A 26971-nucleotide genomic window follows, 5' to 3' on the forward strand; every position below is an offset into this window, starting at 1 on the left:
TTCAGAAAAAGGCCCTCTATTCGGCTAAACTAAACACACATGCAGGAACTGTACCTCCTCATACTCCAGGGTGAAAGTGACACATTGGAATTTAAGAAGACCATTACTCATCCAGACCGCATCGCCCGCACCATGGTTTCCTTCGCCAATACCCGCGGTGGGCAGATTCTGGTGGGCGTGCAGGACGATGGCACCATTTGCGGCGTAGACCCCGACGAGGAAATGTACTCCCTAGACAAAGCCATCCAGCTTTTCTGCGACCCACCGGTACGCGTTTTTTATAAAGAAGTGGAAATGGAGGAAGGCACCGTACTGAAAGTAATCATTCCGGAGAGCGCCACTAAACCGCACTTAGCCAGAGTGAAAGAGAACGACTGGCGGGGTTACGTACGCGTGAAAGACGAGAGCGTGCAGACCAGTAAACTGGTGGAGAAATCACTCACCCTGGAGCCCGCCTCTGAAAGTCTGGAAGAGAAACTGGACCACCAACAGGAACGTATCCTGGAGCTCCTGAAGAAGTACCGCAAACTTACCCTCAAAGATTTCATGCACCTGGCCAACCTCTCCAGACAGCGGGCCAAACGCTTACTGGTGTACCTGGTGCTACAGGGCCACGTACGCCTGCATGACAAAGAAAAAGAACCCTTCTATACCCTCAGCTAATCTCAGGCAGCTAATCTCAGGGCCACACGTAGAAGTAGGATTTGCCCCTGGTACTTTCCACCGTCTTCACTTTTGCCTGATAAAAGCTGTTTACCTCCCGCTGATGCCGCTCCAGCGCCAATTGCCCCTCATGATCAAGCAAGCCAAAGCACCAGCTGCACACTATACCTACCGCTACCGCAAATAAAAATTTCATCACGTTCCGTTTAGGGGCTCCTTTTCTGAAATCAGGGCAAAACTACTGTACCTGCTTTTTAACCGAATGGCAGATGGCCAGCACCAACAGCGCTATGCTGCTTCCCAGGCTGTACCACATCTGCGGCACAAACACGGCAGAAGCCTTCATATAGAAAGCACTTGCAGAGAAATAGGGCCAGCTGTACGGATAGTAGCCAATGTACTCCCACCTTGAGCCAATGAGGAAGGCCATGATGAACAGAATCCCTAACCCAATGCTGAGCCCAATACTCTTGAACCGGTAGCTGATGCAAAACTGAAGGGTAAAAATGAACAGGGAGCCAATAAAGACCCGGAATCCTCCCAGGCTGATGCTCTGCACATGATCATAATATTGAAACCCCAGCGCTGGCTTTAACCAACCCAACAGGTACCCAGCCGCAAACAATCCCAAACAGAAGGTGCAAAATGTGAGCAACACGAGCCCCAGTACCAGCAGGTACTTGTTCAGGAAAACCATCCACCTGGGCATTGGAGCCGCGTACAGTTGCTTCCATCCGTTGGCATGATGCTCAATGCCATTCACCAGAGCCGTAATGAGCGCCAGAAACATGGGCGCTAACAATTGGGCAGTGGCCGTGAAATTATTGCCCGCAAAAGTGAACCATGGGTCCACACCCGGTTTCAGAATCCTGTCGCCTTTGAAGTAGAAGACCAAAAAATTCATACTAACAATGGAGAGTGGGGCTAACAAGGAGAGCCAAAAGGCCCAGGAATTCTTGATTTTTAGGGCCTCGGCAGACACTCCGCACCGCAGAAAGGTATAAGTTGCTTCCATACGTTTAAGACAAAGTCAAAAGGGTTCGAACCATTGTTTCAGTGGCCACAGGTTCAGGTTGAGTAGTAATGGACAGAAACATCTCCTCCAGACTTTGCTGGCCATAAAGTAATCCAGTGACTTGTATCCCGTGCTGCACCAGCAGTTGGTTTACCAGGGCCACAGCCTCCTTGTTTCTCACTTTTACTCGCACCTTCTGTGCATCAACCAGCTCTACGGCACATCCATTCACCGACAATATCTCTTTAGCTGACAGCACATTACTCACCTCCACTTCCAGTAAATGGCCATGTTTTTCCAACTGATGCAGCTCCTGCACCGTTCCTTCAAACCGAAGCGTTCCCTGGTGTAGAATGGAAAGATGGGTCACGGTTTTTTCAATCTCACTTAGCAGATGGCTGGATAGGAAAATGGTTTTCCCGTGCTCCTGGTTGAGGCTAATCAGCAATTCCCGCATTTCCCTAATGCCGCTAGGGTCTAAACCATTGGTAGGTTCGTCCAGAATGAGCAGCTCCGGGTCAGACAACAGCGCTAGAGCGATGCCCAGGCGTTGGCACATGCCCAGGGAGTAGTGCTTGACCGGGCGGTGCGCATCTTGCTGTAACCGTACAATCTCCAGTACTTCATCAATCCGGTGCTTGCCTACCCCCAGCAGGCGGCGCATCACCTCCAGATTGTCTTGGCCCGTGAGGTGGTTGTACAGGCTGGGTGTCTCAATGAGGGTTCCTATCCGTTGCAGTCCTCCCACCCGGTGGAGCTCCAACTCTTTTCCAAATAAATGGATGGAGCCTCTGGTGGGTTGGAGCAAGCCTAGCAGTAACCGGATGGTGGTGGTCTTACCGGCCCCATTAGGGCCCAGAAAGCCGTAGATGCTTCCTTTGGGGATGTGCAGGTGCAGGCCTTGCAAAATTTTCTGTCTACCGTATTGGTAATGTAGATCTTGGGTTTGAATCAGTAGTTCATTCATAGCGGCAAAGGGAATCGATACTCCAAATGAAACGGACTACCCCACCCTCTGCAACTAAACTAGACCAACCACAGGTATGTCTAGACCAACCCGGTGCTCTACCCCCTGAACCCGTTCATCCAGACAAAAAGGGCGTTGGTCTATTTCCTGCTGCTGTATTCTTTAAAGCAAAGGCGTTTGCGTAGTTTTGGCCTGATTAAAGAAAAACGATGAAGAAACGCCTCCCGCTCCTGCTGCATCTGCTGCTCTGGATTGTGCTGCTGGTTTTCAACAGCTTCTATTCCAACGCAAGGGTTTCCACGATTCCTTTGACCTGGAAAGTGGCAGATTTGGCCCAAACGTTTCTCTTCCATATAGCCCTCTTTTACTTCAACTGGCTGGTGCTGGTGCCTAAGATATTGGCTAAGAACAAGGTGCTGCTGTACGCCGTTGCGGTTATTCTCACGCTGGCGCTGTTTGTGGTGATCAGGACTCCCATAGAAATCTTCGAGATGAAAAAGAGTGCCCAACTTGATCCTGCCATGGCCGAACAAATACGTAAATATCCATCTATCTACTCGTTGAAAGGTGTCATGGTGCCCATAGCCATTATGGGCGTGCTGAATATCTTCCTGAGCTCCTCCCTTAAAGTCACCGGCGATTACCTGCGCAATGAGCGCCGTCGCAGGGAACTGGAGCTCCGGCAGGCCACTACTGAGCTGGAGCTCCTGAAGGCCCAAGTGAACCCGCACTTCCTGTTCAACACGCTCAACAATATCTACTCACTGGCCTACCAGAACTCCCCCAGCACCCCAGACGCTATCCTGAAGCTCTCTCTACTGCTGCGGTACCAATTGTATGAAACCGATGTTCCGCTGGTACCCCTGGAGAAAGAGATAGAGCACCTTCAACACCTGCTGGACCTGCACCGGCTCCGGCTCCCAAACCCCGGGCTGTTGACCTTGCAGATAGACGGAGACACTTCCCGCTTCCAGCTGCCGCCCATGCTCCTGATGCCCCTGGTGGAAAATCTGTTCAAGCACGGCCTCACCACGGCCCCCATGCAACTACACCTGCTGGTGGAAGATGATCACCTAACCTTTATCACCCACAATACCGTGAAACCCACGCCCACCCAGGAGGCCTACGGAGGGATTGGGTTACAAAACCTGAGGCGGAGGCTGGAGCTTTTGTTCCCCAATGCTTACACCTTAGAAACCCACAGTCAGGGACCGGAATTTGATGCGCGGCTGGAATTGCGTAAACTTACCTAACCTCCCACATGAGCTATGCCACTGACCTGCCTTGCCATTGACGATGAACCGCTCGCGCTGGACCTCATGCGCTCCTACATCAGCAAGATCCCGTTCCTAAAGTTGGTCCAGACCTGCTCCAGCGCCCTCCAGGCCATGGAGGTGCTGCAACGCCAGCCCATTGACCTGCTCTTCCTGGACATTGAGATGCCTGAAATCACCGGGGTGCAATTTGTGCAGTCGCTCTCCCACCGTCCGGCCGTTATCTTCACCACCGCTTACCCGCAGTACGCCTTAGATGGCTTTACTCTGGATGCCGTAGATTACCTGCTCAAGCCCATTCCCTTTGACCGCTTCTTCAAGGCCGTGAACAAAGTCTACGAGCGGGTGCAGCGGCCGCAGGCGCCAACTCCGCTCACGGTTTCTGCCCCCGTTCCGCAGGAGAACGAAGACTTCATCTTTGTGAAAGCAGATTACAAAACCCTGCGCGTGAACCTGAAAGACCTCCTCTTCATTGAAGGACTCAAGGATTACGTGATCCTGCATACCACCACAAGAAAGATCATCACGCTGTTGTCTATGAGCAAGATCACGGAGAAGCTGCCTGAACAGGAGTTTGCCCGCGTGCACCGCTCCTTCATTGTGTCGCTCCACCACATAGACAGCATTGAGAAAGGCCGCATCAGAATCAAGGAGCAGGAAATCCCCATCGGGGACAGCTACCGCGAAGGCTTTATGCGGTGGGTGGAAAGCAAGAACCTATAAGTTCAGGTTTCCGTTTAGGGCCTCTTTTCCAGAAAACAGCCCCTAAACGGAAAGACAATCTATTCAAAACGGCTTTCCAATGAGGCTGGCGTTTCTCCTGCGGCTGCCCCAAGACATTCCTTCCTGATTTAAGTGTAGTACAGAAAAACAAACGTTCGTCACCTAAGGCAACTGTGGCCCCAAATCTGTACCTTTGGCCCGAAACTTTATTTCAAACCTACAGACATGCAAGCATTAAGAGGAACCGGTGTGGCCTTGGTAACTCCGTTCAAAGCCGATCTTTCCGTGGACTTGGAAGCCTTTGGCCGCCTGATCGACTTTAACCTGAACAATGGGATAGATTACCTGGTGGTGAACGGCACCACCGGAGAGTCAGTGACCACTACTGCTGAAGAGAAAACCCAGCTTTTGGCCTTCGCCAAGGAACGCATAGCCGGCCGAAAACCGCTGGTGTACGGCCTGGGCAGCAATGATACCCGCACCGTACTGGAGCAACTGAAACAGATAGATTTCACCGGCATTGATGCCATCCTCTCGGTGTGCCCTTACTACAACAAGCCCTCACAGGAAGGTATTTACCTGCACTACACGGTTATCGCCGATGCTTCTCCGGTGCCGGTGATCCTCTACAACGTGCCGGGCCGCACGGGCATTAACATGACCGCCGCCACCACGCTGCGGCTGGCGCACCACCCCAACATTATAGGCACCAAAGACGCCAGCGCCAATCTGGAGCAGTACATGGCCATTCTGGAGGAGCGTCCCCAAGGCTTCCTGGTCATCAGCGGCGACGACATGGTGACGGTTCCTTTGATCTCCGTGGGCGGTGACGGCATTATCTCAGTGTTGGGCAATGCTTTCCCGGCCAAGTTCAGCCGCATGACGCGTCTCGCGCTGGAAGGCGATTTCACTCAAGCAGGCAAGCTGCAACGTTCCTTCGGGAAGATAAACCCCTTGATGTACGAAGAAGCCAACCCTGTGGGCATTAAACTGGCGCTGCAGGAAGCGGGCATCTGTGAACCGTTCGTGCGTCTGCCGCTGGCTCCGGCCTCAGAAGGCCTGGTGCAGCGCATCAAAGCCGCGGCGGCTCCATTGCTGTCCTAGCGGCGTTTAGCGGCTCTTTTTCCAAAAAAAGATGAAAACCAGAATCCTTTTCTTGCTACTAGCCTGCCTTGCTCTGAAACTCCAGGCGCTGGCGCAAACGCCTGCCCCGGCCGGTGAGCCCATAGAGCTGCAAACCCAGAAAGGCACCCTCAAAGGGACGCTGCTGGCACCCGCCAACGGCAAACGGGTACCTATGGTGCTCATCCTCTCGGGCTCCGGCCCCACCGACCGTGACGGGAATAACCCCGCCATGAAGAACAACAGCCTGAAACTGGTGGCCGAGGAACTGCTGGCCCAGGAAATCGCGTCGGTGCGGTTTGACAAGCGCGGGATTGCCGAAAGCACCTCGGCGGCCGTCTCTGAGTTCGACCTGCGTTTTGACCATTACGTACAGGATGCCGCTGACTGGATCAAAAAACTGAAGCAGGATAAGCGGTTTACCAAAGTGGTGGTGCTGGGACACAGCGAAGGTTCTTTGATTGGCATGATGGCCGCCCGCCAAGCCCAGGCCGATGGTTTCATCTCCGTGGCCGGGGCCGGGCAATCGGCGGACAAGATCATTAGGGAACAGTTACAGGCCCAGCCGCCCATGGTGAAAGACGCCGCATTCCCTATTCTGGACCAACTGGCGCAGGGCAAAGCCGTGACGGACGTGAACCCCATGCTGGCGGCTCTCTTCAGGCCCAGCGTGCAACCTTACCTGATTTCCTGGTTTAAGTATGATCCGCAAACCGAGATCAAGAAGCTGAACGTACCTATTCTGCTGGTACAGGGTACCCAGGATTTGCAGGTAAGTACCCATGAGGCGCAGCTTCTGGCCGCCGCCGCGCCTAAAAGCAAACTTGTGGAGATTGAGCACATGAACCACGTTCTCAAAGAGACCACGGCAGACAGAGCCACCAACTTCGGGACGTACGCTAACCCCTCGCTCCCGCTGGCTACTCCATTGATGCCGGCCATTGTCACCTTTGTTAAAACAATTAAATAACAGCCTCTTACCGCCCAAAAGATAAATCTCCCGTTTAGGGGCTGTTTTTAGAAAAACGGCCCCTAAACGGGAGATTTATCTTTTCATCATTTAAAGTGCTACCAGCCGCTGGTGAGCACATCGGCGATGTGCATGACTTTGATGGGCTTGTTCTGTTTTTTGCTGTAGGCGTCCAGGTGCATGAGGCAGCTGGTGTCGGTGGAGACAATGTACTCGGCGCCGGTGCTCAGGGCATTTTCCACTTTCTGTTCGGCCATGGCCACGGAGATAGCCTCAAACTTAGCCGCAAACGTACCGCCAAAGCCGCAACAGGTTTCAGATTCACGCATCTCCGTTAGTTGCAATCCTTCCACCATCTCCAGCAGACGGCGGGGGCCTTCCTTGATGCCGCATTCGCGCAGGGCGCTGCAGGAGTCATGGTAGGTTACTTTGGCGTTGAGCCGCGCACCTGGAATATGGGTCACCTGCAGCACATCGGTCAGAAACTCGGTCAACTCCAGCACCTTACGCTCCATCGCGCGGTAGCGCACAAAGTTAGACGAGGTCACGAAGATGTTGGAGTAAGCGTTCCGGATCATGCCCACGCAGGACGCCGAGGGCGCCACAATGTAATCGCTGTCTTCAGAGGAGAAATCCTCCAGAAACTTATCGGCTACCTGGCGGCACTCGTTCTGGAAACCGGCGTTGTAGGCCGGTTGCCCGCAGCAGGTCTGGTTGGTGTTGTAGCGCACGGTGCAGCCCAATGCTTCCAGGAGCTTCACCATGTTCCAGCCCGTTTGCGGAAACAGTTGGTCTATAAAACAGGGAATGAAAATATCTACTACCGGCTGAGCCATCTTCTTTTTAGTGCGAATTGAAAACGTGGGAAGCAAGCGCCAACGCATGGGCGAGCGCCTCCTGGTGCAGGCCCAAAGGTACGCCTTTCTGCTGTAAATAAGCGAGCATTTTCTCGGTGGGCATGTTGCCTACCAGATCGTCTTTGGCCATGGGGCAACCGCCGTACCCCAGCAGAGCGCCGTCCATGCGGCGGCAACCGCTGGCGTACACCGCCTCCACTTTCTCCTGCCAGGTGGCGGGGCTGGTGTGCAGGTGCGCCCCAAATTCCATCTGCTGGAAAGCCGGGATAAGCGTGCCGAAAAGCGCGGAAATGGTGGCCGGGGTGGAAACCCCGATGGTATCTGAGAGCGAGACAATCTTAATATCCAGCGCCTGGAGCTTTTGGGTCATCTCCCCTACCAGGGCCGGTTCCCAGGGCTCCCCATAAGGATTCCCGAAGCCCATGGAAAGGTACAGTACCAACTCTTTACCATGCTTGATGCACAGCTCCTGCATCTGGGCTACCTCAAGTAAAGCTTCAGCTATGGACTTATTGGTATTGCGCTGCTGAAACTGCTCAGACAAAGACAAGGGGAAACCAATATACCTGATCTGCTCATGGGCTACGGCCTGTTCAGCGCCCCGTAAGTTGGCTACAATGGCGAGCAGTTTGGTTGTGGAGGCAGAAGTGTCTAATTGGGCCAGCACCTCCTGGGTATCGCGCATTTGCGGAATGGCTTTGGGCGAGACAAACGACCCAAAATCAAGGGTATCGAACCCTACTTCCAGCAAGGCCTGCAGGTAACGCACTTTCAGATCTGTGGGCACAAAGTCAGTGAGGCCTTGCATGGCATCGCGCGGGCATTCTATTATCTTCATGGTTTGGAGTAAGGGTTGGGTTGCCTCAATTGCGGCAGTTCTTCCTAAAAATAAGAGGTAATACGGGAAATTTAGCAAAGGCGTGTATTTTGCCGCCAATTCACCTTTTCTAGCGTTATAACCTGTATGCAGCACCCCCACGCCCACCTGTTTAGCCAAGATCCGCTTCTGTACCAGATGATCTTGCAAGCGAAGCCTGTAACGGAAGCAACGGCATACCGCCCAATTTATGAGGCGCTGCTCAGTTCGGTGATTTCGCAGCAACTATCGGTGAAGGCGGCAGCCACCATCAAGGCCCGTTTCCTGGCGCTGTTCCCAGACAACTACCCAGACCCCGCGTTCCTGCTCTCAACCCCACCCGAGATGCTACGGGCGGCAGGTTTATCCAGGCAGAAAATAACGTACCTGCAGCATCTGGCCCAACAGAAACAAGACGGAAAACTGGAAGATGCCCAACTGGCTCCCCTCCCCGACGAGGAACTGATTCAGCGGCTGGTGCAGATTAAAGGTATTGGCCGCTGGACCGCCGAAATGATCCTGATGTTCGCCCTGCACCGCCCCGATGTGATGCCGCTGGATGATCTGGGCATCTACAACGCCATGAAACGCCTCTACGCGCTGGAGGAAACAGGCAAGGCCGCCAAAGCCCGCATGAAAAATATTTCTGAAGCCTGGCGCCCGCACCGCACCCTCGCCTGCCGTTACCTGTGGCAATCTCTGGACAATGCACCGGTGAGTAGTTCTGAGTCCTAACTATAGTCCTGAGTTCAGAGTCTTGAGTTCTGAGTTTAAGGAGGTCCCGATTTACCTTATATACTATTGTCTTCCTGGAAGGACCTTGGGGACGAACGGCAGTAGCGTTCCAGTAAAGCTATTCTAGTTCGCCCACAAGATCCTTTCAGGAGGACAGCAAGAAGTAGGCAAAACAAAGTCAGATACTAATCTCTCATCCTTTACTTCAGACATCAATCTTATATCTTTTATTCACGTGTTTCAGGCCTGATTTTCAAAAAACGGCCCCGAAACGCTAGCGCACTTTCTGCCGCTTCACCAGATAGGCCTGCAGGACTTTGTCAATGGGTTCGCGCAGATCTACGGAGACCAGGTCTATGCGGTACTGGCCGCAGCGCAACTTCAGTTCGTTCTTGAACTGCCGCATGGCCTTTACATACTCTTCCCGTATCTCTGAGGGCTGCACTTTGATCTTCTCACCCGTTTCCAGGCCCTGGAACAGGAAGGGCTTGTCTGGGAAATCAAATTCCTCCTCGGTTTGGGCGTGAGTGAGGTGGAAAAGCAGGACCTCATGCTGTTGGTGCCGCAAGTGTTGCAGGGCCAGAAAGATCTCGTCTAACTGCTCGTACTGGCTCAACAGATCACTGAACAGAATCACGAGCGAACGCTTAGGCAACTGCTGGGCCACATGGTGCAGCATAGTAGCCACCCGGGTCTCTTTCTGGGGCGGAGCCGGTTTCTGCAATTGCTGTTGCAGGGCCAGCAGCAGCGTGTGTAAATGCGCCCCGGTAGATTTGATGGGCGTTTGCAGTTCAATCTGGTCTGCGAAGGTGGTGAGGCCCACGGCATCGCGCTGTTTCTGGAGCAAGGTGGCCAACGCGGCTGCACTCAGTACCGCATACGAAAGCTTGCCGTAGTTATGCGTAGGATAATACATGGAGCCAGACACATCCAGCAGGAGCTGGCAGCGCAGATTGGTTTCCTCTTCATAGCGCTTCACGAAGAGTTTCTCGGTGCGGGCGAAGACTTTCCAGTCCATATGGCGGGTGCTCTCGCCGGTGTTGTAGAGCCGGTGCTCCGAGAATTCCACTGAAAAACCGTGGTACGGCGACTTGTGCAAGCCCGTAATAAACCCCTCTACCAGCTTCTTGGCCAGGAACTCCAGGTTCTGGATGTTCCGTACGGTGTCTAAATCCACGGTTAATCTGTTCATGTCTCTTTGTTTGCGGTGGTTATTTCATGAGCGCAAGGGCGGCTTCCTTTTCCAGGGGCACCAGTCTCACCTTGCCCATGCCCGCTCCAATAATGCCAAGCTGCTGCGCGGCTTTTCTGGAGAGGTCAATGATGTAACGAGATTTACGGCTCATGCGGTCATTGATCCTGACCACCACGCTGCGTCCGTTTTCCAGATGGTGCACCTGCACGTAAGACTGGAGGGGCAACGTGGCGTGGGCGGCAGTCATTTCTTTGGGGTTGTAGCGCTCGCCGCTGGTGGTTCTGTGACCGGAGTGTGCGTTGGCGTAGAAGGTGGCTTTTCCTTGCTGCGGAGTAGTCTGGGAGGAGACAAAGAAAGGCAGAAGGCAGAGGAAAAGACAGAATAGCTTTATTCTCATGTAAGTTTGTTCATTACAAACATTAGTACATTCGAATTTAACTATTAAAATTAATCTTAAAAATTTTTAGATATGGATCAGTTGCTTTAAATTGGCTACTTCAAATAAATAAGGAACCTTCAAGTTATGGTGGAAGAGAACAACGACAAAGCAGAAATCTACTCGCAAAGAGTACGGGCAGGAAAGCGCACCTATTTCTTTGATGTGAAGTCAACCCGCTCCAATGATTACTACCTCACAATCACGGAGAGCAAACGCAAGTTCAAGGATGACAACTATTCGTATGAGAAGCACAAGATTTTCCTGTACAAAGAAGACTTTGCCAAGTTCATGGAAGCGCTGCAGGACACCGTTAACCATGTAAAAGGGGAGTTATTGTCTGAAGAGGCATTGGCAGAACTGGAGCGACTGGAACACGCAGAATCTGAAGCTGCTGTGGATGAAGAATTGAAGTGGGAATAGTCCCGCCCCCATTCTCCTCAAGCTCATGCCTCGCGTGAGCTTTTTTTATGCCCATTCTGCTGGCTGTTGTAGCCCCTACTCCGGTTAAAAACCTTCCCCACTCCTAGAAAACAGTTGGTTTTACTTTTTCCCGCTTCCTTTCTGCAGCGGCTTTTTAGTAAGAAACTATCCCGGATTCATTTGGCTACTCACCGATACAAAGTTCTTGTTTGGGTATGAATGCCACAGAACACTCTGTTTTGGAAAAACCTTCTTCTCAGGCACTTTATAGGAGATTTCTCTCTAGAAGTAGAAAAGCTTCTATGGTTACCTGATTATTCAAATACTTTACCCTGTGCAGCCTTATGAAACAGATTGTATTTTCTTCCTGTATACCACCAGTTTTAGCCTGATATATTGCTGCAATAAGTTGGGGTAAACATTGTAAATAAGATTGGTCACAAGGATAATGAACGCCCAGCCAAATTGCTGATGCACCAAAGCATAGACCATTGCTAGGCTATAGAAAACAAACAGGGCTAAATGGAATTTCTCCAATGCATAGGTTTGCCCTATGAGTTTATGGATGGAAGACGGCCGAAAAGCAACTGATTTGTAAGCAGGAAATCTCTTTTTGATTAATTTATTGATAATGCCCCCATTCTGAGTCACCTGGTTCACAAGATGCACGCCTAGCTTCCTATAGATCACTACGCTATCACCAATCTGAAGCGTATCTATCATTGATTTCGGGAAAAACAAGTGCAATAAGCCTATTGCCCCAAAGATATACAACACCATCCTATCCATTTGATTATAGCAATAAATGGAAATGGGTACCAGGTTCAAAACAGACCAGAACAAGTTAGGCACCATGTTATACAAACCTAGCCGCCTTCTAATGGCAGACAAGTCTTTTTTACTCACTGGATCCATAGTTGGGCTGGTATACATGCTAAAGAATAGCTGTTAATTAATTGGAGTAAAGGTCGCCTTAACCTCTTGAATATCATGAAACCATCTGCGTGCTTACTGCCCAATAATTCCCGGCAAGGTCATAGAATGCTCCCCTTATATCTGGGTCACCGGGTTTGTTGATGGGCCTTTCAATAATCTCGTCACCATTTTCAATGGCTTTTCAAAGGTTTTGAAAACGTCAGGAACGTATACATGTAGCAAAGACTTGATGGCTTCATAAGCCTCAGTACTATCACTGATCATGACAATGGTGTCGTCAATTTTTAACTCAAGATGAGCAATTTTCCCATTCTCATGCTTGAAGCACTTTTGAGTCGTCACATCGAAAATAGCCGTCAGGGAATCAACTAGTACTTGCGCATCATCCACAATCAAGTATGGCGACAATGAATTGTAATTTCTTGGTTTATAGAGTATCATAACCATCTTTGTTTTAGCTAGACTCGGCAAAAATCCTTATTAAAGCACCATCTATTTGTCCTTTATTAATTTAGATATGAACGGCTTGTCTAAACGACGGCGACAGCCGTCGGCTGGAGATGACGTTTAGCTCTTGTTAGCCCTAGTTTTTCTTTTGTGGTAAACGCACGGCCTTTTTCTGTTTTTGGCCTGATTTCAGAAAACGAGGCCGAAAACAGCTTGCCGAGCGCAATTCTATTCTTTTGGTGTCCCTACGTTTTTAGCTCCATTTCCAGAAACGAGGCTAAAAACACATTCCTGAAGTCGGTTTGCGAACATTGCCGATAAATTCTTTTGCTCAAACGCAACGTCAATTCCTCTTTCTCACTTCTGCTGGTCAAAGTCGGGCGGCGCTCTCAACTTCTGCTCAGCTAACTTAAACTTTTGTGGTGCTTTTTACTTCTGCTACTCTTGCCGATGCTTTTTCTGCAAAGCGAGAACAGTTCTTCATGTTTAAAATTAGGGCTAACGTACTTGTGTAAGCGACGGCGAGGCCGTCGGCCGATGCTGACGTTTACACGTTGTTGGCGGGAGTTATTTTTACTTTTTGCTTATTGATTCTAATAAGCTGTCGGTTAGTTGCCGTTCTTTTACTTTTGCCCAGGAACCGTTTTCTGGAAATCCTGTTCTGCAATAACCTGCTTTGCTCTTAAAGTCGAAGAGAGCATGATAGTAGTCATTGATAGAAAGCAATGCAATTGATTCATCTTCACTCCACAATATCTTTAAGGTCGAGGGCTTGTCTTTGTCAACAATGTTTTTGACATTATAGATATGAAGCGCATCTAATATTTTGAGTCCATCACTTCTTTCTACAGCATAGAAGTATCCAGTTTCTTCATTATCCTCAAAAACAACAGCGTTTTCTTTATCAGCGGTACTATCGATGAAGGTGTCTTTTCCTGGATAGAAGATTTCTTCTTCGTATATGTACATCTTCATTTTGTTCTTTTTATAATTACCGCCAACGGTCTCGTGCAAACAGTGTGCAAGGCCGTCGGCCGAAGCATGGTGTTTGCACAATGTTGTGCTTAGTTATTCTTTTCCTTTGGTGAGGTTGGCTACTATTAAGTAAGTCTCCAATTCTCCGTTCAAATAATCAATTAGGTGTAATTCCAAATCACATCGAATATCTATCAAGTTGCTTTCGATTGTTTTATCAGAAGGATGATAAACCTTATGGGAAGATGTCGCTGATTTAAACTTAATTATACTACTCAAACTTGTAGAATAATATTCTTCAGTCCATAAACGTGTTTGGATTCCAATATCGGAATCCTGAGGCAACATATTTAATGATATAAAAATATACTGATTATTTTTCTTGAATTTAAAATGACTTGAGCCAAAATCTTCATTCTTAAAATTGTGCTCGTTAAGGTTAAAACCATATTTTTCTAGAAAAGGAGAAATAATCATTTGAATCTGCATTTCAAATTCGAATAAAATATCTAATGAATTCACTGAGTTTTATGTTTTTAATTAAGCACAACGGTTAGTATAAACGACGGCGAAGGCCGTCGGCCGAGGTGACGTTTATACCTTGTTGGGTGACGTTTTTATTTCCACTCCAGCCTTTTTTTCATTGGCTCAAGATGCTCTACTATTGATTGTCTATCTCTTATAAAAAGAGTCAAATCCGCTATAGTCTCAGAAACGCCAACTAAAAATTGTTTTTCGTCTTGCTGAGTGAAAAGTAATGATGAATCGTATTTTACAGTAATCAATTCTCTTCCCTCGCTATTCCACTCTTCTTCGTCTTTATCCTCAAAGAGTTCAACTTTAACTATAGCACTTGAAGGTGTAATATTTATTGTAGAAAAAGGAAGCATGAAACCTCCTTCGCTTTTCTTTATTCCTTTCGGATTGTCGGTTTGTTCTATATGCAATTGATAATATTCATAATCATCAAAGTCAATCCAAGAGGTTTGAAAATTAAAAAAGCCTTTTTTAGATGACAGAGAGAAGCATGAAGATTCAAATAGGTTAAGATTTATATTTACTCTAAATCTTTCGCTATAAACCATATAAACATGTTCGCCTAATAATTGGTGAATTGGCTCCAGTTCTTTATTAGACAAATACTTCTTTATTATTTTCATCTTTTAAAATGACACCCAACACTTAGATAACATCACTGGTGATGTTATTTTCAATATATCTAGTATAAAACGTCCATTTATCCCTTGAAAACAGCAGATAACAGGAATCGTTCTACCAAATATACTATATAGCTATCACTTAATAGATAATTTCCTGTTTAGGTACTTTTAAAAAAAAGAGCCCCTAAACAGGAAATTATCTAAATGTTTCCTGTTACAAGCATAACCAGCCACTGTTTTCAGTATAAACAAAGCCCCGCTTGTAAAACACAAACGGGGCTTTGTTGGCAAAGGCATTTTATGATCAAACAGCCAATTCTTCTTTCTGATAGGCATCGGCGTGCACGTTGGCCACGGCGCGGCCCGAGGGGTCATTGAGGTTCTTGAACGAAGCATCCCACTCCAGCGCGATAGGAGTGCTGCACGCCACCGACGGCACCGACGGTACCGAAAGCGCGGCGGCATCGTTTGGGAAATGCTGCGCGAAGATGGAACGGTAGTAGTACTCCTCTTTGGAGGCGGGAGGCTGGATGGGGAAACGCTCAGCGGCATTGGCCAGTTGCTCATCGCTGACCTTCCGGTTCACCATTTCCTTGAGCGTGTCTATCCAGTTGTAGCCTACTCCGTCAGAGAACTGCTCTTTCTGGCGCCATGCCACGCTGGCGGGCAGGTACTCTTCAAAGGCTTTGCGCAGTACCCATTTCTCCATCCGTTCGCCGTTGATCATTTTGTCCTGCGGGTTAATGCGCATGGCCACGTCCATAAACTCCTTGTCCAGGAAAGGCACGCGTCCTTCAATGCCCCAAGCCGCCAATGACTTGTTGGCGCGCAGGCAGTCATACATGTGCAGTTTGTCTAGCTTGCGTACGGTCTCTTCGTGGAATTCCTTCGCGTTGGGGGCTTTGTGGAAGTACAGATATCCGCCGAAGATCTCATCAGAACCCTCGCCGGACAGCACCATTTTGATACCCATAGCTTTAATGGCCCGCGCCATTAAATACATTGGCGTTGAGGCCCGCACGGTGGTTACATCATAGGTTTCCAGGTGGTAGATCACGTCCCTGATAGCGTCAATGCCCTCCTGAATGGTGAATTTGATTTCGTGGTGGATGGTGCCTAAGTGGTCGGCTACTTTTTGGGCGGCGGCCAGGTCTGGGGAGCCTTCCAGCCCAATGGCGAAGGAATGCAATTGCGGCCACCAGGCTGTCTCCTCGTCGTTGCTCTCAATGCGACGCTCGGCGTATTTCTTGGCAATAGCCGAGGTGATGGAGGAATCCAGTCCGCCGGAGAGCAGCACGCCGTAAGGTACGTCGCTCATGAGCTGACGGTGCACCGCCGCCTCCAGCGCCTCCTTCAGCTCCTGGATGCTGGTCTCATTCCCGGCCACGTTCTTGAATTCAGTCCAGTCGCGCTGGTACCATTTCTGAAAACCTTCTTCTTTGCTGGAGAGGTAATGCCCCGGCGGGAACAGTTCTATGCGGGAGCACTGCCCTTCCAGGGCCTTCAGCTCAGAAGCCACGAAGAAGGTGCCGCGCTGGTTCCAGCCAATGTACAGCGGAATAATGCCCATGTGGTCGCGGGCAATCAGGTATTCGTCGTTCTCAAGATCATAGAGGGCAAACCCGAAGATCCCGTTCAGATCATCCAGGAAACCGGCTCCTTTTTCTTTGTAGAGCGCCAGAATAACCTCACAGTCAGACTTGGTCTGGAAATTATAGTCTTGCGTGAGCTGCTCCCGCAACGCCATGTGGTTGTATATCTCCCCATTGGCCGCCAGCACCAGCGTACCGTCTTGGCTGAACAACGGCTGTTTGCCAGAAATGGGGTCTACAATAGCCAGCCGCTCATGGGCCAGAATGGCTTTCTCGTTGCTGAAAATCCCGCTCCAGTCTGGTCCCCGGTGCCGGATACATTTTGCCATTTCCAATACCTGAGGCCTCAACGCCTCAGTAGTTTCCTTTAAATCAAAAGCACAGACAATTCCACACACAGCATTAAATGGTTATAAGTGATGAATACAAATGTCGTATAGATATTCTACTGTCGAATAAATATTGATAAGCAAAATTATCATTTGTTATCAATTATACAAAATATATTCATCTTAGTTGTGAGTGATTCAATAATTAAACATAAAACATATGAAAATGAAAGTAGATGCAGGCGAGGGACGCATTTCTCCAAACAAGTAAGACACAGCCTTAGCAAGAAAAAGGCAGCGAAGACAGGTCTAGCCCCTACCTCACTATTTTGGTTTTGGCAAGATTTTGAAAAAATAGCCCCTAAACGCAAAGATGTGCATTGCGGAAGATGAGAGGCCGCAGGATTCCTTTACTTTACCTCCTTCCACGCACAAGCGGTCAGCGGTTAGGATTTTTGTGTAGGCTATACATTAATTTCAATGTCAGCTTCATGATCATTGGCCTGATAAACCTATAGATGAGGAACCCGATGCCAGCTAACAGCAGAATGAAAAGGGTTGGCAATATTACTCCAAACGTAACGGTCATGCCAAGAATAAAGCCTAAGATAAATTCGGCGTAGTAAATGGGGATGAGTAGGCTGAGTGCTACTATGAGGTAAGGCACATTGTCCAGAAAGAGGCTGTACCCATTCGAGAAGGAAACTGCTATTAAAACTCCTAAGACGAGGCCTGTGATAAAAAGCCTCAACACCTGACTTCGCAGACTGCTCCATGGCTTTACCTGTGACGCTTGATGACCTAATCTCTTCTCTGTCCTCCCAACAAGATACCAGGTAAGAACAGGCAGTAATAAGCCGCCCCACCAGTTGGAGATTGCAGGCAAGCTCTGCTGCGCTAGAAGATGATGACTCCCAACCCCACCCTGCCCATGTTCCCAAAAAAGGAAGCAGAAAATAAAAACCGTAACGCTACCAGTGATAAAGGCTTTGGTTTTTGTTCTGTGTTGTCTTTGGGGGGCTACTTGATTCATCATCATTTCTGTTTTTGTATTGTTTATCTGAAGGTGAAGGCTAAATCATGAGCGAGGCCGGCGGCAGTAGCTGCCGTTTATACAAGGTTAGGGCTAATTAGCAAGTAGTCTGGAGAAATCCCGGCTGAAGTTTAGCTGTGGTTATAGCCAGTTATTTCTTCTTCATTAATTTGGATGGCTTTTATCGCTTCATCTTCATTAACCAATCTTTTGCCTCACTTCTCATTATGGACTGCTTAAACCCAGGGAGAAAATACCATTTGTTAGAAAGGTCAACGTCAGGCACTATTTTCTTTCCATATATTCTGCCATTCCGGTCTGTAAAAACAGCAGAGGTCAAAACCAATTGCGCACTATCCACTAAAGTAAAATTTTTGTTCGCAGTAGACAAGCCTGCTGTCGGCTCCCCAAATGACTTGGTGTCTGGCCTACCCATAAAGGAAACCAAGATAGCCTCCCCAGAGCTAGCCGTACGCTCATCCACCAAGAGGGCTATTGGGGCTTGCTTGTCCTTTATCGTGTAAGGATTAGGCACCTTCAAAAGTACCTCCTCGCCAACTCTGACTTCTCCTTCCTCATACATCCATGGGGAACAAGCGCCGTCTACAGTAAGGAAAGCACCCAACACTCCTTCACCTACTAGAGGACCGATACCTGCCAACATAGGCCACAAATTGCCGCCCGGGTTGTGAGAGAGGTTAACAATCCAACCTATTGGATTTTGGGCATCAAGTTCTTTTATTTTTGCCTGTAACCGAGACGCATAATCTAGCATTTGCTCTTGGTCCCCGGAGCTGAATGAACGTACCTCCACGAGGGCGAATCCCCCTTCCAGCATCATTCCTATGGAGGATTCGGCTTTATGTGGTTGTTTCCCTTTCGACTCGTGCCACTTCTTGTGCTGCAAAGGCGTCTTGAAAAAGCTATGATTATCTCCTAATTCTCTCAATGCTTCCTGTATCGCCGGATAGGTTTGTTGGTAAGTAGTTGCGCCTTTGGCTCTATGAAAGGTAGAAGTTCTTAAATGTGTCCAGTCAATATGATTCTTCCGAATAGAATGTTGCTGTATAGAATCCAGAGCAGCGTTAATATAGTTTGCAACGGAATCAGGGATATCGCCAATTTGAATGGATTTTATTTTTGATTCAGGTTTAAGTGCTGCATTATCTGTAGAATCACAAGTGCAACTGTTGGCAAATAGAAAAACACTTAAGCAGAACCCATATATCTTCATCCTTCCATATGTATATAAAGCTTCATTATATATAAATTAACTACAACGGCCTCGTGCATGAGGCGTTCAAGACCGTCGGCCATGGCATGCCTAATGCACCTTGTTATCTCCTGTTGTTTTCTCTTCGTTTATTTCTTTTTCTATGTCTCTGCATCTCTTTCCATTGTCGCCTAAGGTTGAATAGGAAGTTATTTATTTTCTCCATTGACATTACAGTTCTTCCATGATTCCCCTTCTTAAATTCTTCTGGGATTTCCCACTTCGGGTCAGGGTAGTTGTTCTCTATGTCTTGACCGTCCTCTAGCGGAAGGTACTTTATTCTTGCTTCCCTATATTTCTCGTTCCTGTAATTCCCCAGGATTTTTTGTAATAGATTATAAGTGTCTTTTTCATATCCAGCCTCTGCCTCATTGGCGAACTGGGTGTAAAAGTCTGGTTGTGCGCGCCAGAAGATGAGAAGTGCCGTACCGTAGTCGCAGAGAGGGCTGTCTACAATCCATTCCAGTACATTCTTTTCTTCATCCCAATTGAAGAGGTCGGCAAGGTAGTGAAGTTGGGCTGAGGAATTAAGCTTTTTAAAGCTGTTAAATAATTCTTTTTCATCCTCAATCGAACTCTGGATGAAGTTGGCGTTAATTAAGTCGCATTTGCTTTGGGATATAAAGAACATTTATTTAATTAATTGGAGCTAACGGTCTCGTTCATGAGGCGTGCGAGGCCGTCGCATGGTTTTTATACTAACTGTTAGCACAAGTGTTTTTTAGTACTTAGCCCAGATTAACTTCATTTTTATTCCTGTCTGCTTCTCAAGTAGAGTTACAAATTCCTCATGGTTGGCTTTATCAAAGTCAGGATTGATAATCGTTACCTGATATTTTGAGAATCCTGTTTCTGTATCGTATTTCAAATTATTTAAGCTTACTTCCTTTTTGCAACATGGAGCGATAAATCCCATATCCGCAAAGTCAGTTTCATGTGCTTTGGTCATTCCATCCTGCCAAAGCTCGGTTTCTATTACGCTTCCGCAGTTTGAGCACGAGATTGTCTCCAGATCTACACCTGAATCCACAAACTCTATTTTGTTTTTCAAGTCGAAGGTTATCTCGTTTTCTGGGAACGCTTCGGTAATCAAATCCGCTATTACTTGATTCTGTGCTTCTGTTAATTCTAGTCGGTAGTCAACTGGAATGACTTTTAATTGGAAGCCCGAGAAAACCGAGTTTTCAGGTTTATAGGTAAACTTAACTCCAACTTCTTTTGATGTCCTTTCCATTTGTCTCTTCTCTTTACTTGCGGAACAAGCTGATATTATCTGTAATATGAGCAAGAATATAAATGATTTCTTCATTATTAACATTTATGCCAACGGCTAGTATAACGGCGGCGGAGGCTGGCGTTTATACAGTGATGTACTACGCTATTTCTTCACACCTTTCATATTTCCGTACTTCCCCGCAATTTGCTTAAGCTCTCCAACAGTCTTTTTTAGGTATGACTGGTCAGAGTTGAATTCAAAAGTTAATTCATTTTCCAAGTCGCTGAAAGTATTGAAGTTTCCTGTAATATTTACTTGACCTAGATTATTGTAATTAATCGTGAACTTTAAATTATCTTCATAATTAGCAAAATCTGCAGAGCCTTTCACTTCTTCATTACAAGCTTCAAGTTTTTTGTAGAATTCGTAAAGTTCTCCTGTCGATGTCCAGAAGGTTGAATTGGCAGTGAAACTTCCTGATTTCATATCTACAGCAGCTCTAAGTTCGTAGCCGCCCCAATGGCAGGTCGATTCTGGGAATCCGTAAACTTCTTGAAACTTGACTTTTAGGTAATTCCCGTTTTCACCTATCATTGAGAATTCTTCCATAATTATAATGTAGTACAACTACCAGATAAACGCGTTTATCCGCCCTATATTTATTGCTCAACCTACGTTTAGTATTTCTGTAGCCGGCGGCAAAACGGAAATGAGCTACCGAATATACTATATAGCAACCACTTAATAAAGCACCTCCGGTTTAGGGGCTCTTTTTACTAAAAGAGCCCCTAAACGTATTACTTAACACCCTTGAGTTTTATTTCCAATTAAATCATAGGCTGTTCCCCTCCCTACTACTCCTCTCTACCTTCACACTTTTAACAATAGTCCACCGGGGATTCCGTATATTTGCAGCCGCTTCAGTCGGCGGTGGGCTGTTTATCAGTAACCTTGGGCAGAGGCGACAACATCAACCTTGAATTTAGACCAACCTTATATCTATGGGACTTCGTTGCGGAATAGTGGGTTTACCAAACGTGGGCAAATCTACGCTGTTCAATGCCTTGTCAAACGCCAAAGCCGAATCGGCTAACTACCCTTTCTGTACCATTGAGCCCAACGTGGGCGTGATCACCGTGCCAGACGAACGCCTCCAGGTGCTGGAGGAACTGGTGCACCCAGAGCGGGTAATGCCTACCGTGATGGAGTTTGTAGACATTGCCGGTCTGGTGAAAGGCGCGAGCAAAGGCGAAGGGTTGGGCAATAAATTCCTGGCCAACATCAGAGAAGTAGATGCCATCATTCACGTGGTGCGTTGCTTTGACGATCCTAACATTGTGCACGTGGCCGGTGGCGTAGACCCCGTGTTTGACAAAGACGTGATTGACACAGAGCTCCAGCTCAAAGATCTGGAGTCCATTGATAAGAAAATTGCCAAAGTGGAGCGCACCGCCAAATCAGGCGATGCCAAAGCCAAAAAAGAGTTCGCCAGCCTGCAGCGCTTCAAGCAACACCTGGGGAGTGGGAAAAACGCCCGTTCTCTAGATTATGCAGATGAAGACCTGGAGGCCGTGGCCGATCTACAGTTGCTCACCATTAAACCGGTGATCTATGTAGCCAACGTAGACGAGGAGTCTATCCAAACCGGCAATCAGTTCCTGGAGGCCCTCAAAGAGCACGTGAAAGAGGAGAACGCCCAGGTAGTAGTTATCTCCGCGGCCATTGAAGCCCAGATCGCTGATTTCACTGACCAAGAGGAAAAAGAAATGTTCCTCGGAGAATATGGTTTAAAGGAGTCAGGCCTGAACCAGTTAATCAGAGCCTCCTACGCGCTGCTGGACCTCATCACCTACTTTACCGCCGGCGTGAAGGAAGTACGCGCCTGGACCATCCGGAAAGGCTGGAAAGCTCCGCAGGCCGCCGGGGTCATCCACACAGACTTCGAGAAAGGCTTCATCAGAGCTGAGGTTATTAAACTACCCGATTACGTGGAGTACAAAACCGAAGCCAAAATCAAGGAAGCCGGTAAAATGGCCTTGGAAGGGAAAGACTACGTGGTACAGGACGGTGACATCATGCACTTCCGCTTTAACGTGTAAGCAATCTGGAATCTAATCGCAAAAGGAGAGGTAACCCCTCTCCTTTTTTATTGAATACTACTATATATAATTTCCTGCTTCCTTTAGAGCTTTCGTCATTTTCAAAGGTTCACTCAACTATTCGTTTTGCATAATTATAATTTTACCAATAATTACCAATCTAGCTATCAGCGCTTTACCAAATATTGCAATTTATTTTTATACACTTAAGGCAACATTTTAAGGAAAAACGGGTAAATATGGGCAGAATACTATATTACTACTTTGTAACACTATGAAAAAAACCTTACTTAAAGCTTCTGTACTCGGCGGGTTACTGCTGACTATGGTAGCTCCCATGGACTCCATGGGACAATCTGCTGATCGTAGAACAAGTATCTCCATCTATGGCAGCAACATTCAGGCCCGTACCAATCTCCGCAACGATATGTGGGACATGAGCAATGGCTCATGGGGCGGTGGCTTAGGCATTAACCGTTACCTCTCTCCATCTTTTGATCTGTCCCTGCAACTGAATTACTTTAATCTGGAGCAGGATGGGTCTTATAACATCAACGGTGGCAACGGAGCCATGCGTTTTGAAGATGAGGTAGGTACTGCCAACTTAGGCCTTAAACTGAAATTGAACAACGGCAAAATCCTGAAGGAAGATGCGTTTGTTCAGCCGTACCTTATGGGTAGCGTGGGCGCTCAATACGCTAGCGTTGAAGCTTATTACCCTACCGGAGCTACTCCGGCTACTTATGATGAGGGTATCTTCCGGATGAACTTTGCCGGTGGTGCCGGTTTAGGCTTCAGAATTTCTGACGGAATCGGTCTGTTCGTGCAGAGCACCTTGAACTACCCAACCACAGACCTGCTTGACGGTATCAAGTACCGCGACTCTGATGAACTAAACGACCGTTACCTGCAGCACTCTGCCGGTCTTACTTTCTCTTTAGGGAAAGCCAAAGATACTGATGGAGACGGTGTTTCTGACAGAAGAGACAAGTGCCCAGACACCCCAGCCGGTGTGCAGGTAGACAAAGACGGCTGTCCATTAGACGGTGACAAGGACGGAGTTCCAGATTATCAGGATAAATGTCCTACTGAGGCCGGTTCTGCCGCTTTGGAAGGCTGCCCAGATAGAGACAATGACGGTGTACGTGACTCTGAGGATGAGTGCCCAGACCAAGCTGGTCCGGCCGCTACAAGAGGTTGCCCAGACGCTGACGGCGACGGTGTTGCTGACAAAAACGATAAATGCCCAGACACCCCAGCCGGTACTCGTGTAGACGCCAGCGGATGTCCATTGGTAGTTGACCGTGACGGTGACGGCGTGAATGATGATGTTGACCGTTGCCCAGATGTAGCCGGTTCTGCCGCTAACATGGGTTGCCCAGGCTTAGATGCCGCAGACAGCACCTACATGGCCCGTGTTCCTAAGATTGAGTTTGAGTTCAACAGAGCAGTGCTCAAGAAAACTTCTTACCCAACTCTGGACAGAATGTCTACCATGCTGGCGAAATATCCGCACTACAACCTGCGTATCTCCGGCCACGCTGACCACATTGGTTCTAACGAGTATAACCAAGAGCTTTCTGTTCGCAGAGCAGACGCTGCCAAGTCATACTTGACCAACCAAAAAGGAGTAGCTTCTGACCGTATCATCACCGAAGGTTTCGGGGAAGAGCGCCCAGTTGCTCCTAACACCACCAGCGCCGGACGTGCTAAAAACCGCCGCGCAGAGTTCCGCCTCTTCATTCAATAACCGAGAGTCCGGAAAATGAGTAAGAAAAAGCCCAGCCATCTTTGGCTGGGCTTTTTCTATGTTTGTCCTGCAACTTTAACTATATGGAAAAGGAACAGAAACTAGAGGTGTGGCTCAGAGGCCCTCTCCCAGACGTACCGCCCCTGCTGCAACCGGTAGCCCACGCGCTGTTGCAGGCACAGGAGGAAGTACAGCGGTATCTGGAGCATTTTCCGCAGGAGCTTCTCTGGGAAAGGCCGGCGGGAGTAGCATCGGTGGGATTCCATCTGCAACACCTGGCGGGAATACTGGACCGGCTGCTCACCTACGCCCGCGGCGAATCTTTATCTGAAGAAGCCTTCCAATACCTGAAAGCCGAAGGCACCCCACCCACCACCGGAGGCTCCGTGGAAGAATTGGTCCAGAACTTTAATAGGCAGCTGGAGAAAGCGCTAGCGCAGATCAAGGCAACAGATCCTTCTACCCTTACGCAGGAAAAAGCTGTGGGCAGGGCGCAGCTTCCTTCCACGGTGGGGGGCCTGCTCTTCCATGCCGCTGAACACACCCAGCGGCACGTGGGCCAGCTTTTAGTCACTTCCAAAATTCTTCAAGCAGGTTTAAACGTTCCGGCGGCATCTCAGAAGTAAACTTACATCTGCCAACAGAACATTTTGAGACTTTGATTTGCCCCTAAACAGGAACTGCCCGACATTGTCGGGCAGTTCCTGTTTAGGGGCTGTTTTTCCTAAATCAGGGTAAAACCAGGATTAGTTGTAGTGCGGTAACAGGTTGTACACTTCGCCAAACTCAAGCATCTGCTGCGTGAAATTGTCTGGGTATACCACCAGCACATCTACCACTTTGCCGTTATTAACTACAGGTGTCAGCTTTGGCTGGATAAAGCCCTGGTACGGCGCAATGTTTAATTTACTGTAGCGCTGCAGCACCTCTTTGTGCAAGACAGGGTCTACTTTAACGCCGTACGTTTCCACCAGTTTCTCAGCGGCTTTGAAATCTCCCTCAGAGGTAATGCGCTGGGTTTCGCGGAGCAGTTGCCCGAAGAGGGCGCGTAGTTTCTGGTAATCGTTTACCTTGAAATACGTTTTGCCGTCTTTGGTCACGCGCTCAATCACGTTGTCTTTTCTGCCTTTCTCGTAAGCCCAGGCGGCTACCATCTGACGGTTGCGCATGTGGTCTTCCTCAATCTTCTCACCGGGAGCCAGGCGGGAAAGCTGCGTCATCAAACCGTTCCGGATGTAGCCATCATATTCGGCTTTTCCTACCTCCAATGAAGGCATTACCCCTATTTCCACCAGTTTGGGGTCCATCACGTAGTAAAGGGCTACCAGATCGGCGCGGCCTTCTTCCATGGTGCTGGCGTAGTTCTTAAGGGTCTGCTTTGGCGTGCCCACCCCAGGGTTAATCTGCCCAGAGGCGTGCCCAATCACTTCGTGCATGTCGGTGTGCAGGTCGCTGGCCAGGGAGCTGTACTTTTTAGCCCGGTCAATTTCCTCCTGGCTGTAGGCGAATTCACTTAAGGCGCTGCCGCCGGAGTTGGCCGACTCATTGTACGCATGGACAATGTTGCCCAGGTTCACCGATTTTGAGCCGTGTTCTTTCCTGATCCAGTTGGCATTGGGCAGGTTAATCCCGATGGGCGTGGCCGGAGCCGCGTCGCCGCCTTCCACCACGGTGGTAATCACTTTGGCTGTGATGCCCACCACGTTCTTTTTCTTGTGCTGCGGCAGCAAAGGCGAATTGTCCTCAAACCACTGCGCCTGATCGCCTATGGCTTTGATGCGCTTGGTAGCCTCTTCATCTTTAAACGACACCACTGACTCAAAGGAGCCTTTGAGACCCAACGGATCATCGTATACCTCAATAAAGCCGTTCACTACGTCTACCGCTGAGTTCACATCCTTCACCCAGGCAATGTTGTACTCATCAAACACTTTCAGGTCGCCGGTGCGGTAGAACTCCACCAGTTTCTGCAGGGCCAGGCGTTGCTCATTGTTCTCAGCCACCGCCACCGCTTTTTCCAGCCAGAAGACAATGCGCTGGATGGCCGGGCCGTACATGCCGTCTACTTTCCAGACTTTCTCCACCAGCTGTCCGTTCTCTTTCACCACCTTGGAGTTAAGGCCATGGGAAACCGGGCGCGGATCATTCTTAACGTCTTTTTTGGCGTAGAAAGCCTCTACCTCTTTCTGGGTTACTCCTTCATAGAAATTCACCGCCGAAGTCTTGATCAGGTCCTCACCCGCCGCCTTGTTCACTTGTTTGGCATCAAGGTTGGGATCAAACAGAATGGGCGTGAGCCACTTAGTGAAGCTCTCCACAGTTTCGCCTTTCTGCAGCGGCAACTGGTTGGCCGGTACTCTCCTAATGGAAGAAGCCAGAAACTCCTGGCTGAATTCTGGCAACATTTTGTTGGCCGAGTAATGGTGGTGGATGCCGTTGGCGAACCACACGCGCTTGGTGTAGACCATGAACTTCTCCCAGTCCGGTGAGGTGGAGCGGTCACGCTTATTCCTCACAATGGCATCCAGCGTGCGCCTGATGCGCAGGTTGTGCTTGTAGTTCTGGTCATAGATGATGTCACGGCCCGACAGAGCAGCTTCATAAAGGTAATACAGCAACTCTTTCTGCTGGGCGCTGAGGTTCTCGAAGCCGGGTACCCGGTACCGCAGAATCCGAAGATCGGCGAACTGCTCGGTCACATATTTGAAATCCTTGTCATCTTGAATGATCTGGGGCGGCGAGGTTTTCTCTGCGGACACCACATTCTGGCTCACGCTGCTTCCGCTGGCCACCACACTCGCCGAAGCGGCGGCAGGAGTAGTAGAAGTGGCAGTAGTCGCTTTTTTCGCACAGCCGCCCGCCAGCAGAGAGGCCAGCAGGAAAGCCGATGCGGCTATTGGGGTTTTCTTCATGATAGGTTGTAAG

At 48.8% G+C, this 26971-nt stretch carries 29 protein-coding genes; 10 read left to right on the forward strand and 19 right to left on the reverse strand.

What is annotated here, in order from left to right:
- The first annotated feature begins 39 nt into the window (after positions 1–39).
- Positions 40–663: an AlbA family DNA-binding domain-containing protein gene (locus tag EFA69_RS17315; RefSeq protein WP_123134322.1), complete on the forward strand. Its 624-nt coding sequence runs from the start codon at positions 40–42 to the stop codon at positions 661–663.
- Between the two features lie 16 nt (positions 664–679).
- Here the strand turns inward: EFA69_RS17315 and EFA69_RS17320 are convergent, their stop codons facing one another.
- Genes EFA69_RS17320 through EFA69_RS17330 form a run of 3 tightly spaced genes read right to left on the reverse strand, consistent with a single transcriptional unit; the run spans position 680 to position 2645 of the window.
- On the reverse strand, positions 680–859 hold the full coding sequence (locus EFA69_RS17320; RefSeq protein ID WP_123134323.1) for a hypothetical protein: 180 nt from the start codon (positions 857–859) through the stop codon (positions 680–682).
- Positions 860–901: 42 nt separating this feature from the next.
- A complete protein-coding gene (locus tag EFA69_RS17325; RefSeq protein WP_123134324.1) occupies positions 902–1678 on the reverse strand; it encodes an ABC transporter permease in 777 nt (258 codons plus the stop codon).
- 4 nt (positions 1679–1682) lie between these two features.
- Positions 1683–2645: an ABC transporter ATP-binding protein gene (locus EFA69_RS17330; protein WP_123134325.1), complete on the reverse strand. Its 963-nt coding sequence runs from the start codon at positions 2643–2645 to the stop codon at positions 1683–1685.
- A 209-nt stretch (positions 2646–2854) separates the two neighbouring features.
- On the opposite strand from EFA69_RS17330, the gene EFA69_RS17335 reads away from it, so the two are divergent.
- From EFA69_RS17335 to EFA69_RS17350, 4 genes are all read left to right on the forward strand, one after another.
- Complete coding sequence (locus EFA69_RS17335) at positions 2855–3898, forward strand: sensor histidine kinase (RefSeq protein WP_123134326.1); 1044 nt, start codon at positions 2855–2857, stop codon at positions 3896–3898.
- Positions 3899–3913: 15 nt separating this feature from the next.
- A complete protein-coding gene (locus EFA69_RS17340; protein ID WP_123134327.1) occupies positions 3914–4642 on the forward strand; it encodes a LytR/AlgR family response regulator transcription factor in 729 nt (242 codons plus the stop codon).
- Between the two features lie 225 nt (positions 4643–4867).
- A complete protein-coding gene (gene dapA / locus EFA69_RS17345) occupies positions 4868–5746 on the forward strand; it encodes a 4-hydroxy-tetrahydrodipicolinate synthase (RefSeq protein ID WP_123134328.1) in 879 nt (292 codons plus the stop codon).
- Between the two features lie 31 nt (positions 5747–5777).
- A complete protein-coding gene (locus EFA69_RS17350; protein ID WP_123134329.1) occupies positions 5778–6734 on the forward strand; it encodes an alpha/beta hydrolase in 957 nt (318 codons plus the stop codon).
- Between the two features lie 98 nt (positions 6735–6832).
- Here the strand turns inward: EFA69_RS17350 and EFA69_RS17355 are convergent, their stop codons facing one another.
- Both EFA69_RS17355 and EFA69_RS17360 read right to left on the reverse strand, forming a co-directional pair.
- The gene (locus EFA69_RS17355) at positions 6833–7570 is read right to left on the reverse strand and encodes a (Fe-S)-binding protein (protein WP_123134330.1); all 738 of its coding nucleotides are present in this window, start codon (positions 7568–7570) and stop codon (positions 6833–6835) included.
- 7 nt (positions 7571–7577) lie between these two features.
- Positions 7578–8429, reverse strand: a complete 852-nt coding sequence (locus EFA69_RS17360) for a hydroxymethylglutaryl-CoA lyase (RefSeq protein ID WP_123134331.1) — start codon at positions 8427–8429, stop codon at positions 7578–7580.
- A 126-nt stretch (positions 8430–8555) separates the two neighbouring features.
- Between EFA69_RS17360 and EFA69_RS17365 the strand changes: the two genes are divergently transcribed.
- Complete coding sequence (locus tag EFA69_RS17365; protein WP_123134332.1) at positions 8556–9182, forward strand: DNA-3-methyladenine glycosylase family protein; 627 nt, start codon at positions 8556–8558, stop codon at positions 9180–9182.
- A 274-nt stretch (positions 9183–9456) separates the two neighbouring features.
- Here EFA69_RS17365 and EFA69_RS17370 read toward each other — a convergent pair whose 3' ends face one another.
- Together EFA69_RS17370 and EFA69_RS17375 are read right to left on the reverse strand one after the other, a co-directional pair.
- Positions 9457–10374 (reverse strand): DUF58 domain-containing protein, encoded by a 918-nt coding sequence (locus EFA69_RS17370; protein WP_123134333.1) that lies wholly within the window; start codon positions 10372–10374, stop codon positions 9457–9459.
- A gap of 19 nt (positions 10375–10393) precedes the next feature.
- Entirely contained in the window at positions 10394–10774 is a 381-nt protein-coding gene (locus EFA69_RS17375; protein ID WP_123134334.1) for a septal ring lytic transglycosylase RlpA family protein, read from the reverse strand.
- A 129-nt stretch (positions 10775–10903) separates the two neighbouring features.
- On the opposite strand from EFA69_RS17375, the gene EFA69_RS17380 reads away from it, so the two are divergent.
- Positions 10904–11236 (forward strand): DUF3276 family protein, encoded by a 333-nt coding sequence (locus EFA69_RS17380; RefSeq protein ID WP_123134899.1) that lies wholly within the window; start codon positions 10904–10906, stop codon positions 11234–11236.
- A gap of 342 nt (positions 11237–11578) precedes the next feature.
- Here the strand turns inward: EFA69_RS17380 and EFA69_RS17385 are convergent, their stop codons facing one another.
- The 11 genes from EFA69_RS17385 to EFA69_RS17435 form a co-directional block, all read right to left on the reverse strand.
- Positions 11579–12151: a glycosyl-4,4'-diaponeurosporenoate acyltransferase CrtO family protein gene (locus EFA69_RS17385; RefSeq protein WP_123134335.1), complete on the reverse strand. Its 573-nt coding sequence runs from the start codon at positions 12149–12151 to the stop codon at positions 11579–11581.
- Positions 12152–12286: 135 nt separating this feature from the next.
- Positions 12287–12613, reverse strand: coding sequence for a VOC family protein (locus EFA69_RS17390; RefSeq protein ID WP_221175765.1), 327 nt, complete (start codon positions 12611–12613; stop codon positions 12287–12289).
- 579 nt (positions 12614–13192) lie between these two features.
- Complete coding sequence (locus tag EFA69_RS17395; protein ID WP_123134900.1) at positions 13193–13594, reverse strand: DUF2251 domain-containing protein; 402 nt, start codon at positions 13592–13594, stop codon at positions 13193–13195.
- Positions 13595–13687: 93 nt separating this feature from the next.
- Positions 13688–14116: a hypothetical protein gene (locus tag EFA69_RS17400; protein ID WP_123134336.1), complete on the reverse strand. Its 429-nt coding sequence runs from the start codon at positions 14114–14116 to the stop codon at positions 13688–13690.
- A 95-nt stretch (positions 14117–14211) separates the two neighbouring features.
- Positions 14212–14754 (reverse strand): hypothetical protein, encoded by a 543-nt coding sequence (locus EFA69_RS17405; protein ID WP_123134337.1) that lies wholly within the window; start codon positions 14752–14754, stop codon positions 14212–14214.
- Between the two features lie 304 nt (positions 14755–15058).
- Positions 15059–16744, reverse strand: a complete 1686-nt coding sequence (asnB, locus tag EFA69_RS17410; RefSeq protein WP_123134338.1) for an asparagine synthase B — start codon at positions 16742–16744, stop codon at positions 15059–15061.
- 370 nt (positions 16745–17114) lie between these two features.
- Positions 17115–17714, reverse strand: coding sequence for a hypothetical protein (locus tag EFA69_RS17415; RefSeq protein WP_123134339.1), 600 nt, complete (start codon positions 17712–17714; stop codon positions 17115–17117).
- 175 nt (positions 17715–17889) lie between these two features.
- Positions 17890–18942, reverse strand: coding sequence for a S41 family peptidase (locus tag EFA69_RS17420; RefSeq protein ID WP_123134340.1), 1053 nt, complete (start codon positions 18940–18942; stop codon positions 17890–17892).
- 103 nt (positions 18943–19045) lie between these two features.
- Positions 19046–19612 carry a DUF4274 domain-containing protein gene (locus tag EFA69_RS17425; protein WP_123134341.1) on the reverse strand — a complete coding sequence of 189 codons (567 nt, stop codon included), beginning with the start codon at positions 19610–19612 and terminating at the stop codon, positions 19046–19048.
- Between the two features lie 90 nt (positions 19613–19702).
- Positions 19703–20290 (reverse strand): hypothetical protein, encoded by a 588-nt coding sequence (locus EFA69_RS17430; RefSeq protein WP_148041401.1) that lies wholly within the window; start codon positions 20288–20290, stop codon positions 19703–19705.
- Positions 20291–20359: 69 nt separating this feature from the next.
- Positions 20360–20806 carry a WapI family immunity protein gene (locus EFA69_RS17435; RefSeq protein WP_123134343.1) on the reverse strand — a complete coding sequence of 149 codons (447 nt, stop codon included), beginning with the start codon at positions 20804–20806 and terminating at the stop codon, positions 20360–20362.
- A 392-nt stretch (positions 20807–21198) separates the two neighbouring features.
- On the opposite strand from EFA69_RS17435, the gene ychF reads away from it, so the two are divergent.
- From ychF to EFA69_RS17450, 3 genes are all read left to right on the forward strand, one after another.
- Positions 21199–22296, forward strand: a complete 1098-nt coding sequence (ychF, locus tag EFA69_RS17440) for a redox-regulated ATPase YchF (protein WP_123134344.1) — start codon at positions 21199–21201, stop codon at positions 22294–22296.
- A gap of 274 nt (positions 22297–22570) precedes the next feature.
- On the forward strand, positions 22571–24046 hold the full coding sequence (locus tag EFA69_RS20675; protein ID WP_123134345.1) for an OmpA family protein: 1476 nt from the start codon (positions 22571–22573) through the stop codon (positions 24044–24046).
- An 83-nt stretch (positions 24047–24129) separates the two neighbouring features.
- Positions 24130–24672, forward strand: a complete 543-nt coding sequence (locus EFA69_RS17450; RefSeq protein ID WP_123134346.1) for a DinB family protein — start codon at positions 24130–24132, stop codon at positions 24670–24672.
- 120 nt (positions 24673–24792) lie between these two features.
- Here EFA69_RS17450 and EFA69_RS17455 read toward each other — a convergent pair whose 3' ends face one another.
- Entirely contained in the window at positions 24793–26958 is a 2166-nt protein-coding gene (locus EFA69_RS17455) for a dipeptidyl-peptidase 3 family protein (protein WP_123134347.1), read from the reverse strand.
- Positions 26959–26971: the final 13 nt, after the last annotated feature.

The organism is Rufibacter immobilis, assembly GCF_003721565.1.
Lineage (GTDB): Bacteria > Bacteroidota > Bacteroidia > Cytophagales > Hymenobacteraceae > Nibribacter > Nibribacter immobilis.